The following is a 12,328-nucleotide window of genomic DNA, read 5'->3' on the forward strand; positions in this document are numbered from 1 at the left end:
GGAAAAGCAGACGTTGTAAAAAAATCTGTAGAAGGAGAAGTTACTAATAGAATCCCTGCGTCATTTTTGCAAGAGCATAACAATGTGGTTTTTGTTTTAGACAAAGAAGCATCATCAAAACTAACAAGAATCAACAGACCATGGTTAGTAGAGAAAATTGTTTGGACAGATAAACTAACTCGTAAAGCTGTTTTAGGATTAGCACTAGATTTAAAGAAACCAATCCTAATGCTTACCGATGCCGATTATATCGAAAACGGAATGAGCGATTTACTAGCCGATTCAGGACCAGCATACGATATCAATATTAAGATATTTAATAAGCTGCAAAATACCATTACAGGATGGCCGGGAGGTAAACCAAATGCAGATGATACCAAGCGACCAGAAAGAGCTGAACCTGCAAGAAAAAGAGTATTGATATTCAGCCCGCATCCAGATGATGACATCATTAGTATGGGAGGAACATTTATGCGTTTGCAAGAGCAAGGACATGAAGTACATGTTGCATACCAAACCTCAGGAAATATTGCAGTTGCAGATGATGAAGCTTTACGTTTTGCAAGATTCGTTACCGATTACAACGAGAAATTCGGAATCAAAAGCGCCGAAGCAGAAAATATCTATCAAAAAGCAGTAACCTTCTTAACCAATAAGAAGAATAGTGAAATTGATATTCCAGAAGTTCGTTACATAAAAGGATTAATTAGAAAAGGAGAAGCACGCTCAACAAGTCATTTTGTAGGTTTGCCAGACGAACAAATTCATTTTATGGAACTTCCATTTTATGAAACAGGAACAATCGAGAAAAAACCAATTGGAGAAGAAGATATTCAACTTACAATGGCTTTAATCGAAAAAATCAAACCACACCAAATCTATGCAGCAGGAGATTTAGCCGATCCACACGGAACACACAAAGTATGTCTGGATGCTATTTTTGAAGCAGTAAAACGATTAAAACCAAAATCGTTTATGGATGATTGTTGGTTATGGTTTCAAATCTATGCGGCAGGAGATTTAGCCGATCCACACGGAACACATAAAGTGTGTCTGGATGCTATTTTTGAAGCAGTAAAACGATTAAAACCAAAATCATTTATGGATGATTGCTGGTTATGGTTATACCGTGGTGCTTGGCAAGAATGGGGAATTGACGAAGTAGAAATGGCAGTACCAATGAGTCCAGATCAGGTATTAGCAAAAAGACATGGAATCTTTAAACACCAATCTCAAAAAGATGGAGTTGTGTTCCAAGGATCAGATGCACGTGAGTTCTGGCAAAGAGCCGAAGACAGAAATGCTGAAACTGCAGAATTATATAACCAATTAGGTCTATCACGTTACGCTGCAATGGAAGCTTTCGTGAGATGGCATTACTAAAAGGGTCAAAGGAACAAAGTTACAAAGGTTCTGAGTTACTAAGATTCTAAGTTTCTAAGTTTCTGAGTTTTTGTTGAAAAGGTTAAAAGAAAGGTTCAAGGTTTTTAAATCTGTGAAAATCTTTTTAATCAGTGGCAAAAATAAAAGGAAAATAATAATAGCTTTGCATTCAATAGAAGCGAGAAGAGAGAATAAGTCTATATTCTTTTTTCTTGCTTCTTTTTTATTAAAAAAAATGGAACCAGACAAAAAACTTCTCATAAAATTAGCCCATACCAAAATGCCTTTCGGGAAATACGAAGGACGATTCTTAATTGAACTTCCTGAATATTATGTTGTTTGGTATCATAATAAAGGATTTCCTAATGGCGAGCTAGGCCAACAATTGGCGCTTGTCTATGAGTTAAAACTTAACGGATTAGAAGAGCTGATTAGAAATATCAAAAAGCAATATCCAAAGCCTTTAAAATAATAAATCACTAAAAAAAGGTATGGGGAATAATTTTCGGCAATCAAATGCTGGCCAAAGTATGAGTATCGCAGCGTTAGTAGTAGGAATAGTGTCTATTGTAGTTGCTTTTATACCTTGTTTTTATATACTAGCTATAATTGGTGGGGTTTTAACAATGATTTTTGCAGCAATAGGAATGTCTCAGGCAAAAAGCGAAAATGCTTCAACTGCATTATCAAAAGCCGGCTTTATTATAGGAATCATAGCATTACTAATTGCGGTTTTCTTTACCTTAATTTATGGTTTTATTTTCGCATTATTCATGATGTGGGATTAGTAAAACTGCGATTTTGATATTTCACTTTAAGACTTTATAATATAATAAGTCTAAGTAGTCTAAGAAAGTCTAAAATTCTAAGTTAGTCTGATAATCATTTATTTGTTAATAACTTTGAATTATTCTCTCTTTTTAGTATAAGTGTTTTCTTATTTTTGCAGCAATTAACATAAAAAACGATATGGATAATAATTTACAATCATCAAATGCAGGTCAAGGAATGGGAACTGCCGCTTTAGTTTTAGGGATATTAACAATTCTAATAGCATTTATTCCTTGTGTAGGATTAATATCGGTATTTTTTGGAATACTTGCAGTGATTTTTGGGATAATTGGTTACATGAAAGCCAAAAAAGGAAATGCTTCTACCTCAATGCCAATAGCAGGAATAGTTTTAGGAGTTGTTGGGACTATCTTTGCACTTATGTGGGTACTACTTTTTGTAGGTTCAGTTTGGGCAGGATCATTATCTGATGAAAATGAAATAAGATCAACTATAGATTCTATACATACAGAGACATTAAAATTACAGGATTCTTTAAATAACAGCGTTGAAACAGTAACTGATTCAATTGAAGTTGAAGAACCAAAAGAATAATTTTTTGTGAAAACAAAACCTTCTTACGAAATTGATTCATATAAAAGGATAAACAAGATTTTTATTATAATAATCATGTTTATCTTTTTTTATTGTTATTTATCCTCTTTTTTAAATTTAGGAGTACGTTCCCTTTGCGAAGGAATGCCTTTAAGTTATTGTAAAAGCCGAGGATTAACAAGAGCGTTTTCTCAAATTCTAAATTTCAACTTAAAAGGAGCAATTGCTTATAATCCTTATAGTTTAAAAATTTTCTCATTCTTCCTTATTCAGTTAATAGCACGTTTTCTCATTAATAAGATACTTCAATTTTCTAATTTTAAAATAGTATTGATTTTTGATGTATTCTTCAGTATTGTGTTTTTTATTTTTTCATTCTATAATTTGATAATAATTTAGACATCTTAGACTTTCTTAGACTCCTTAGACTTGCTTAGATTTTTTAGTATTGTCGGATTATTGGGCTTCTTAGAGTTTTCAGACTTTCTAGGAATATCGGATTTTAAATTTTTACATTATATAGGTTATATACTACGCATCATATAGAGTATATGCTATGTAAATCACCAGAATAAAGAGTCATTACTTTTATATTCGACTTTGAAATTTAATAATATAATTTGGGAAATTTTTTTAGGATTACTATAATTCATCAGTCTAAAATTAGACAATCCAATTATCCAAGAAGTCTAAGGCAGTCTAAGCAGGTCTAAAATCTAAGAAAGTCTAAGGAGTCTAAATATCTAAGATGTCTAATAATCTAAGTTAGTCTAAAAATCTAAGTAATCTAATAATCTAAGCAAGTCTAAGTTGTCTGAAAATCCAGGATGTCTAAGCAAGTCTATGAATTCTAAGAAGTCTAGGATAAAATTCTAATAATCCAATTTTATTCACTATTTTTGCCACGTTTTTTACACAACTACAATACAAACAACAACAGAATGAATCAAACGAAATATATTTTTGTTACTGGCGGTGTGACTTCTTCATTAGGAAAAGGGATTATCGCAGCATCTTTAGCAAAATTGTTACAAGCAAGAGGTTATCGCACAACTATTCAAAAATTTGACCCGTATATAAATGTAGACCCGGGTACATTAAATCCGTACGAGCACGGAGAATGTTATGTGACTGATGATGGTGCCGAAACCGATTTGGATTTAGGTCACTACGAGCGTTTTCTTAACGTTCCTACATCACAGGCAAATAACGTAACTACTGGTAGAGTATATCTTTCGGTTATAGAAAAAGAGAGAAGAGGAGAATTTCTTGGTAAAACAGTACAAGTAGTACCACATATTACCAACGAAATTAAAGATAGAATGCAATTGTTAGGTAAATCTGGCGATTATGATATTGTTATTACCGAAATCGGTGGAACAGTAGGAGATATAGAGTCATTACCTTATATAGAGTCAGTTCGTCAGCTAGTATGGGAATTGGGAGAAAATAACGGAATTGTAATACACTTAACATTAGTGCCTTATTTGGCTGCTGCGGGAGAGTTAAAAACAAAACCAACACAACACTCTGTAAAAACGTTGATGGAAAGCGGTATAAAAGCTGATATCTTAGTTTGTAGAACAGAACACGAATTATCAGATGAATTACGTAACAAACTTGCTTTGTTCTGTAATGTTAAGAGAGAAGCTGTAATCCAGTCTATCGATGCATCTACAATATACGAAGTACCTAATTTAATGCTGGAAGAAGGCTTAGATGTAGTTGCTTTAAAGAAATTGGATTTACCTAAAAAAGCGGCTCCGGATTTAAAAAACTGGAATACTTTCTTAAAAAGATTAAAAAATCCAAAGCATACAATTAATATTGGTTTGATTGGTAAATATGTAGAAATGCAAGATTGCTACAAATCAATTTTAGAAGCATTTATACATGCAGGAGCTTCAAATGAAACAAAAGTAAATGTAGTTTCTATACATTCAGAGTTTATCGATGCTGATAATATAGAAGACAAATTGAAAGGTTTAGACGGAATTCTTGTGGCTCCAGGATTTGGAGAAAGAGGAATAGAAGGAAAAATCGAAGCAGTGCGTTATGCGCGTGAAAATAAAGTTCCATTTTTCGGAATTTGTCTAGGAATGCAAATGTCAGTAATCGAATATTCTCGTAATATTTTAGGTTATGCAGATGCAAACTCAACAGAGATGAATGAGAAAACAGCTCATCCAGTTGTGAATTTAATGGAAGAGCAAAAAACGATTACCGATAAAGGAGGAACAATGCGTCTTGGAGCATGGAAATGCGATATTACACCAGATTCATTGGCACACAAAATTTATGGTAAAACAACTATTTCTGAACGTCACCGTCACCGTTACGAGTACAACAGCCAGTATGTAGATGAGTTACAAAAAGCAGGATTAATAGCGTCAGGAGTAAACCCTGATACAGGATTGGTAGAAATTGTAGAATTAAAAGATCACCCATTTTTTATAGGTGTACAATACCATCCAGAATACAAAAGTACGGTAGCGAATCCGCACCCAATTTTTGTGAATTTTATAGCCGCTGCGGTAACGGCTCATAAAAAATAATACGTATTTGTATAAGTTTCTAAAAAACAGGAGAAACGCAAACATAAAACTTGAATAAAAATTACAATGGAAGAAAAAAAATTTGATCTCAATTCAATTATTGGTTTTATATTGATTTTTGGTATTTTGATTTGGATAATGTATCAAAATAAACCATCTGAAGCTACTATTGCTGCAGAAAAAGCCAAGAAAGAATTAGTTGCAAAACAAGAAGCTCAAGCTAAAGAAGCTACTACTGCTAAAACTGCAGTCTTGCCAGTTGCAGCAACTCCTGGAGATACAGTGCAATTAGCAAAATTGCAAAAAACATTAGGTGGATTTGCTTATTCAGCTACGCTTCCTTCTGCTAAAGATGCTTATACAACTATCGAAAATGAAAAGATTATACTGAAAATCGCTAATAAAGGTGGTTATATAGTAGAAGCTACATTAAAAGGATTCAAAAGATTCGAGAAAAATTCAGGACAATTAGTAGAGTTGATTAAAGACAACAATGCTCATTTAAATATTCAGTTGCAAACAACTGACAACAGAACTTTAAATTCAAAAGACTTATATTTTGAACCTACATTAACTAAAAATGGTGAGGATCAAATATTATCAATGCGTTTAAAAGCTGGTGCAAATGAATTTTTAGAGTACAAATATGTATTAAAACCAAATGAATATTTAGTTGGTTTTGATATTCGTTCTCAAGGATTGAACAAAGTTTTAAATTCGTCTAAACCATTAGATTTAGTTTGGGATTTAAAAACGAATAGAAATGAAAAAAGTGTTTCTATAGAAAAACGTTATGCTGAAATCTATTATGAATATGGAGATGAAAAATACAGCTATGTAAATCCTAATGGAGTAGGAAAAGAAGAAACACCTGAAAAAGTAAGTTATGTTGCTTTTAAACAACACTTTTTTACCACTATTTTAACTACAGATAAGCCATTCGAAAAATCAAGATTACAATCTGATGATTTAGTAAAAGATGAAAAAATTGATACTAATTACATAAAACAATTTAAAGCAACAGTTCCTTTAGCATTTTCTAATGGAGAAGTTGATTATAAAATGAGTTGGTATTTTGGACCGGCAGATTATAAAACTTTAAAATCATACGATAAAAATTTCGAAAAAATCATTCCATTAGGTTGGGGAATATTCGGATGGATTAATAAATTTATTTTTATTCCGTTATTCGGATTCTTGAGTTCTACAATTGGATTGTCATTAGGTATTGCTATTATTGTTTTTACAATTATAATAAAAATAGCAATGTCGCCTATTACTTATAAATCATTCTTGTCTCAGGCAAAAATGAAAGTGTTGCGACCAGAAATTACAGAGTTGGGTGAAAAGTTCAAGAAAGACCCAATGAAGAAACAGCAAGAAACAATGAAGCTGTATAATAAAGCAGGAGTAAACCCAATGGCGGGATGTATTCCAGCCTTGATACAACTACCGTTTATGTATGCTTCGTTCCAGTTCTTCCCATCTGCTTTTGAGTTAAGACAAAAAAGTTTCCTTTGGGCAGACGATTTATCTTCATTTGATGCTGTAGCAAAATTACCATTCCACATTCCTTTATATGGAGATCATATTAGTTTGTTCCCGATATTGGCAGCAATTGCGATTTTCTTTTACATGAAAATGACATCTGGTGACCAACAAATGGCAGCTCCACAACAAGAAGGTATGCCGGATATGGCTAAGATGATGAAAATCATGATTTATGTTTCTCCACTTATGATGTTGATATTCTTCAACTCTTACGGAGCAGGTTTGAGTTTATATAACTTTATCTCTAACTTAATTACAATCGGAATTATGTTTGTAATTAAAAACTACATTGTAGATAGTGATAAAATCCACGCTCAAATACAAGAAAACAAATTAAAAGAGCCTAAAAAACAAGGTAAGTTCCAAAGACGTTTACAAGAAGTTATGGAGCAACAAGAAGCTGCTAAAGCTGCCAAAGGCAAAAAATAATATACTTGTTAAAAATAAAAAAATCTCGATTTATCGGGATTTTTTTATACACGTATAATTTATAATACACTATTTCGTTAAGGTTTTAAATAGAAGATAAAATGATTTGTAAAAGAATAATACTCGGATTGCTTTTGTTGAATGCTTTTTTTATAAATGCTCAGGCAAACTTGAATAAGCTCGATGCGGATGGAAAAAAGGATGGACTTTGGAAAGGGATTTATGAAGAATCAAAAAGACCTCGTTACGAAGGAACTTTTAGTCACGGTAAGGAAACAGGTATCTTTAAGTTTTATGATGATACCAAAGCTGCTAGTGTAATTGCAACGAGAGATTTTAGTGCTAATGATGGGAGCGCTTATACTATTTTTTATGATCAGAGCAAGAATAAAGTTAGCGAAGGCAAAGTAGTTAATAAGCTTTTTGAAGGAGAGTGGAAATATTATCACCAAGCTTCTCCAACTGTTATGACAATCGAGAATTACAGAAAAGGGAAGTTAAACGGTTTGCGTTCGGTTTTTTATCCAAATGGAAAAATTGCTGAAGAAATGAATTATAAAGACGGTATAAAAGACGGTCCTTATAAAAGATATGCAGAAAATGGAACTGTCTTAGAACAGTTGTATTATAAAAACAACGAATATAACGGAGAAGCTATTTTTAATAATGCTGATGGAACTGTTGCTTCAAAAGGGATGTTTTTAAATGGTAAAAAATCAGGTAACTGGCAATTTTTCGAAAAAGGAAAACTAGTAAAAGAAATCAATATGAGCGATCCGAAAAATGCAAACAAAATGTCTGAGAAAGTCGAGAAGAAAAAAAAATAAAGCAATAGATAAATTTGTTAAATTTGAGTCTTAACTAATAGATTCATATGGATTTACAAGAACTTTTCGGAAGATTTGTATTATTGTTTTTTTCAATTCTGATTTTATACTTTTTTTCGAACAGAAAAGATAATGAAACAATTAATCCATTAATGGTTATTGTTGGGTTATGTACTTTTTCGTTGTGTTATTTGTTTACTAGAATCGAAATAGGAGTAGGGATTGGCTTTGGCTTATTTGCTATTTTTTCTATTCTAAGATTTAGAACCCAAACCTTTACTGTAAATGCTATAATCTTTCTGTTTGCAACGATTACACTTTCTATTTTGGATATTATGTATCCATTTGAAAAAATAGAAGTGTTGCTTTTCTTTCAGTTCATAATCATTGGTTTTTACATCTTAGCTTCCGTTTTAGTAAACAAAAAAGCATCGAGATATCTAAACACGGTTGATGTGAAAGTAAGCCTGGGAGATGACTTTTCTTTGAATAATCAGAATATACGACAATTAATTCAAACACAAATTAATATAGAAAATTTCGATTTCAAAATCATTACCATAAATACCGTAACAAAAGAAATCGACGTTACAGTTTTGTATTGATAGCTATTACTAAAAATATTTAAACCATTAGATATTAGAACCATTAAGAGATTAAGAAAAATTAAGTTTTCATAAATCTCTCGCATAGTTTACCCTTAATATTGTCTTTTCGACGAAGGAGAAATCTTCACGAGTAGCTCGACAATTTAAGAAAAAACTGTGAGTTAGTTTCTTGCGGAGATTTCTCCTTCGTCGAAAAGACAAGTTTGAGATTATTTTGTGTAAATCTAAAGGCCTTACACTCTTGCATTACGTCTTTGAGAAACTTTTAAAACTTGACTTAATTTCTCTTAATCTCTTAATGGTGAAAAAGGTAAAAAATGGTGAAAGCTAATCATTAAAAGGGCGGACTTGTTTTATATATAAATCCCTGCTTTGGTTTACAATCTTAAATTCCATGTCGATAGCGCTACTTGAATTTTTCCAATAACGGGACATTTTGCTTTCTATCTTTTTGCTAACTAAATAAAGGTTATTGATCTCCTTTTTCGTTAGCAAAGGTTTATTGTCATTTAAATTTGAATTAGAAGTAAAATCGACATCAAAATCGGGATCTTTAGCGTCTTCGAAAGTAAAATTATAAACTACAAATTGTTCACAAACTTCACCTTTTTCTGGCTTTACAACTGAGTTTTCTCCTTTTTGGATGTTTACAGTAATCCCAGGAAGGCTTTCTCTAAAGATATTCTTAGTAATAATAACGCCGTTTGCCAGTTCATCTGGGAACGAACGATGAACGAGAACTCCCATCGCAATATTTTGTTGGTCGATGCCAAAGAGTTCACGCTCCCAATACGAACTTTCATTCCATACGCTTGCCCAAACTTGTTTAATTGCTTTTTCGAATGTTTTAATAGTGTCTCCTAGAATTCCGGTTTTAGACTCATATAAGCCTGCACCATTAAATCCAGCTATATCTTCGGCATTAGTAGAAGAACGAAATCTGAAATTCTTAAAATCAGTTTGTTTTCCTAATTTTTCATTTAGTTTAGTAATCAATACATTGTCGATGGGTTCTTTTTTAATCGCAGTTCGAATCCTTTTCAATTGATTGTTTATCCATTGTGCGGAGTCCTTATGCGGATTATCTAAAAGCTCTTTTATTAGTGGTGAAATACTTTTATTCTGAATGTGTTTTGTGTAATAATAAAACGGAATCGCATTAGCATTCTCAGGTGTTTTAAAAGGGGTTTCTTTTGCAATAGCAATTAGATAAGCGAGATTTTGCGCTTTTGCACCAATATAATTTACACCATTTTTCGGAATAGTAGATAAGTCAATCAGTTCTGTAATCGAGTTATCTACGACTAGTTTTTTCTTTTTTGAGATTGATTTCTCGGCTATTTTCTTGGTTGTTTCACTAATGTAAAAGGTATCAATAGCAATTTTTAATTCTACTTTTTTACCAACCAAACTTGTGATTTTGTTGTCCTTTAAAACTTCGATATAAGCCATAATCGGAATCTTTCGGTTCTTTCCTAATATGACTAAATGACTCAGAGGAGTTTGTAGTTCATTTACAATAATTCCTCTTACATTTGGTAGGATTTCTGGTGTTCCGTCTAGAATAATAATCTCGTCTTTGTTGGGTTTTATCTTTTCTAAATCTTTAGTTCGGTACATTTTTAGAATACCAATATTCTTTCCCGAAACGACTTCTTGGTATTTAAGTTCGTTAAAGATATAATCGGATTTTACACAAGGAATTTTAAATTTACCCAATTCATATAAGTCAATATTTTCTCTGTTATTCAGATAAAATTTTAGGTTTTTTCCAATAAAACTAGTTTCGGTAATGAGGTTGTAAAACTGTTCAATCAGTGGAATTGGCATATGATCAGAAGCTGCCAATTCAAAAATCCATTTTTCAGTTCCTTTTATGTGGTTAAGATTTCCAAGTAGATAGTTTCTATTTTTGTTGGTATTGCTATAATTATCACGATTAAAGATTTCTAATTCTTTACTATAGCCTAAATAATCAACCACAAAATCATAATGGAGTTTAATTAATGTACTATTGAAATAGTATATCTTTTTGCTTTTAAGGTCATAAATAATTTTAACCGATTCGATATTAGAGAATTTATCAGATAGCGGTTTTCCTCTGAATGCTTTGTATGCTTCGTAGTTTGGTAATTTTGAAACATAATTTTGAGCATAAAAAGTGGTAATTATTACAAAGCAAATAATGGTGTAAATGCACTTTTTCATAGCAATTAATTTGAGTATTAAATATAAACAAAAATTGCAATAACTTTTATCTACTACCCAATTGCATAAACTAATGGAAACAATAGTTATTATCTGCAATTATGGATTAACTTTGCAAAATAATTTTTTTTTAGATTTCGAATATATGAAACGTGTTGTAGTAGGACTTTCCGGAGGTGTTGATTCTAGTGTTGCGGCTTACTTGTTGCAACAACAAGGATACGAAGTTATTGGGCTTTTTATGAAGAATTGGCATGACGATTCGGTTACTATTTCTAACGAATGCCCTTGGTTAGAAGATAGTAATGATGCATTATTGGTAGCCGAAAAACTTGGGATTCCTTTTCAAACCGTTGATTTAAGCGAAGAATACAAAGAAAAAATCGTTGACTATATGTTCAACGAATATGAAAAAGGACGCACACCAAACCCTGATGTGTTGTGTAATCGTGAGATTAAATTTGATGTTTTCATGAAAATTGCATTAAGTCTTGGAGCCGATTATGTGGCAACAGGACATTATTGCCAAAAAACGGAAATCGAAGTTAACGGCGAAAAAGTATACCAACTTATTGCCGGAGCTGATACCAATAAAGATCAATCTTATTTCTTATGTCAATTGTCGCAAGAACAATTGTCTAAATCGTTGTTTCCTATTGGAGAATTGACTAAACCAGAAGTACGCGAAATTGCTGCTGAAATGGATTTGGTTACGGCCGAAAAGAAAGATTCACAAGGATTATGTTTCATTGGGAAAGTACGTTTGCCAGAATTTTTACAACAAAAACTGCAACCTAAAGATGGGTTAATTGTACAAATTGATAAAAATGACCCAATATATAATGCTGAGAAATCAGAAGATTTATCTCTTGAAAAAGAATTAGAACTTGAAGCTAAGAAATTACTTTACACTCCAAAAATGGGTAAAGTAGTTGGAAAACATCAAGGGGCACATTATTTTACTACAGGTCAGCGAAAAGGACTTAATGTGGGCGGAACAACTGATCCGTTATTTATTATTGCAACCGACGTTGAAACTAATACTATTTATACTGGTTTAACAAGTCAACATCCTGGTTTGTTCAAGAAAGCATTGTTTATAGAAAAATCTGAAGTACACTGGATTCGTACTGATTTAGCTTTAAAAAATGGAGAACAAATGGAGGTAATGGCAAGAATTCGTTATCGCCAGCCTTTACAAAAAGCAACTTTGCACCAATTTGAGGGTGGAATGTATGTTCATTTTGATGAGCCACAATCGGCTATAACCGAAGGACAATTTGTTGCTTGGTATTTAGATAATGAATTAGTTGGTTCGGGAGTAATTTCTTAGATTAGTACTTTTTTACGGAAGGTTTAACCTTATCTAAAAAAGTATCCT

At 32.2% G+C, this 12,328-nt stretch carries 10 protein-coding genes; 9 read left to right on the forward strand and 1 reads right to left on the reverse strand.

Translation table 11 applies throughout. The features are described from left to right. The 8 genes from OA93_RS07705 to OA93_RS07745 all read left to right on the forward strand — a co-directional run. Positions 1-1,383: PIG-L family deacetylase (locus tag OA93_RS07705; RefSeq protein ID WP_039112570.1), on the forward strand; the 1,383-nt coding region annotated here is incomplete at its 5' end. 235 nt (positions 1,384-1,618) lie between these two features. Beyond that, positions 1,619-1,855: a DUF3820 family protein gene (locus OA93_RS07710; RefSeq protein ID WP_039112721.1), complete on the forward strand. Its 237-nt coding sequence runs from the start codon at positions 1,619-1,621 to the stop codon at positions 1,853-1,855. Between the two features lie 19 nt (positions 1,856-1,874). After that, positions 1,875-2,171 (forward strand): hypothetical protein, encoded by a 297-nt coding sequence (locus OA93_RS07715; RefSeq protein WP_039112571.1) that lies wholly within the window; start codon positions 1,875-1,877, stop codon positions 2,169-2,171. A gap of 181 nt (positions 2,172-2,352) precedes the next feature. Then, a complete protein-coding gene (locus tag OA93_RS24060; RefSeq protein ID WP_052249930.1) occupies positions 2,353-2,769 on the forward strand; it encodes a DUF4190 domain-containing protein in 417 nt (138 codons plus the stop codon). A gap of 941 nt (positions 2,770-3,710) precedes the next feature. Next, positions 3,711-5,324 (forward strand): CTP synthase, encoded by a 1,614-nt coding sequence (locus OA93_RS07730; protein WP_039112574.1) that lies wholly within the window; start codon positions 3,711-3,713, stop codon positions 5,322-5,324. 66 nt (positions 5,325-5,390) lie between these two features. After that, positions 5,391-7,304, forward strand: coding sequence for a membrane protein insertase YidC (gene yidC, locus OA93_RS07735; protein ID WP_039112575.1), 1,914 nt, complete (start codon positions 5,391-5,393; stop codon positions 7,302-7,304). A 101-nt stretch (positions 7,305-7,405) separates the two neighbouring features. Then, positions 7,406-8,131, forward strand: coding sequence for a hypothetical protein (locus OA93_RS07740; RefSeq protein WP_039112576.1), 726 nt, complete (start codon positions 7,406-7,408; stop codon positions 8,129-8,131). Positions 8,132-8,178: 47 nt separating this feature from the next. Then, positions 8,179-8,736 carry a DUF4956 domain-containing protein gene (locus OA93_RS07745; RefSeq protein ID WP_039112577.1) on the forward strand — a complete coding sequence of 186 codons (558 nt, stop codon included), beginning with the start codon at positions 8,179-8,181 and terminating at the stop codon, positions 8,734-8,736. Between the two features lie 330 nt (positions 8,737-9,066). Here the strand turns inward: OA93_RS07745 and OA93_RS07750 are convergent, their stop codons facing one another. Beyond that, on the reverse strand, positions 9,067-10,947 hold the full coding sequence (locus OA93_RS07750) for a PEP/pyruvate-binding domain-containing protein (protein ID WP_039112578.1): 1,881 nt from the start codon (positions 10,945-10,947) through the stop codon (positions 9,067-9,069). Positions 10,948-11,092: 145 nt separating this feature from the next. On the opposite strand from OA93_RS07750, the gene mnmA reads away from it, so the two are divergent. Continuing rightward, complete coding sequence (gene mnmA, locus OA93_RS07755) at positions 11,093-12,280, forward strand: tRNA 2-thiouridine(34) synthase MnmA (RefSeq protein WP_039112723.1); 1,188 nt, start codon at positions 11,093-11,095, stop codon at positions 12,278-12,280. Positions 12,281-12,328 lie beyond the last annotated feature (48 nt).

The organism is Flavobacterium sp. KMS (assembly GCF_000813005.1).
Lineage (GTDB): Bacteria > Bacteroidota > Bacteroidia > Flavobacteriales > Flavobacteriaceae > Flavobacterium.

What these genes read in the sequence shown, in the direction of transcription:
- OA93_RS07710 (WP_039112721.1), top strand. Translation starts at nt 1,619, where the DNA reads ATGGAACCAGACAAAAAACTTCTCATAAAATTAGCCCATACCAAAATG.
- OA93_RS07715 (WP_039112571.1), top strand. Translation starts at nt 1,875, where the DNA reads ATGGGGAATAATTTTCGGCAATCAAATGCTGGCCAAAGTATGAGTATC.
- OA93_RS24060 (WP_052249930.1), top strand. Translation starts at nt 2,353, where the DNA reads ATGGATAATAATTTACAATCATCAAATGCAGGTCAAGGAATGGGAACT.
- OA93_RS07730 (WP_039112574.1), top strand. Translation starts at nt 3,711, where the DNA reads ATGAATCAAACGAAATATATTTTTGTTACTGGCGGTGTGACTTCTTCA.
- yidC (WP_039112575.1), top strand. Translation starts at nt 5,391, where the DNA reads ATGGAAGAAAAAAAATTTGATCTCAATTCAATTATTGGTTTTATATTG.
- OA93_RS07740 (WP_039112576.1), top strand. Translation starts at nt 7,406, where the DNA reads ATGATTTGTAAAAGAATAATACTCGGATTGCTTTTGTTGAATGCTTTT.
- OA93_RS07745 (WP_039112577.1), top strand. Translation starts at nt 8,179, where the DNA reads ATGGATTTACAAGAACTTTTCGGAAGATTTGTATTATTGTTTTTTTCA.
- OA93_RS07750 (WP_039112578.1), bottom strand. Translation starts at nt 10,947, where the DNA reads ATGAAAAAGTGCATTTACACCATTATTTGCTTTGTAATAATTACCACT.
- mnmA (WP_039112723.1), top strand. Translation starts at nt 11,093, where the DNA reads ATGAAACGTGTTGTAGTAGGACTTTCCGGAGGTGTTGATTCTAGTGTT.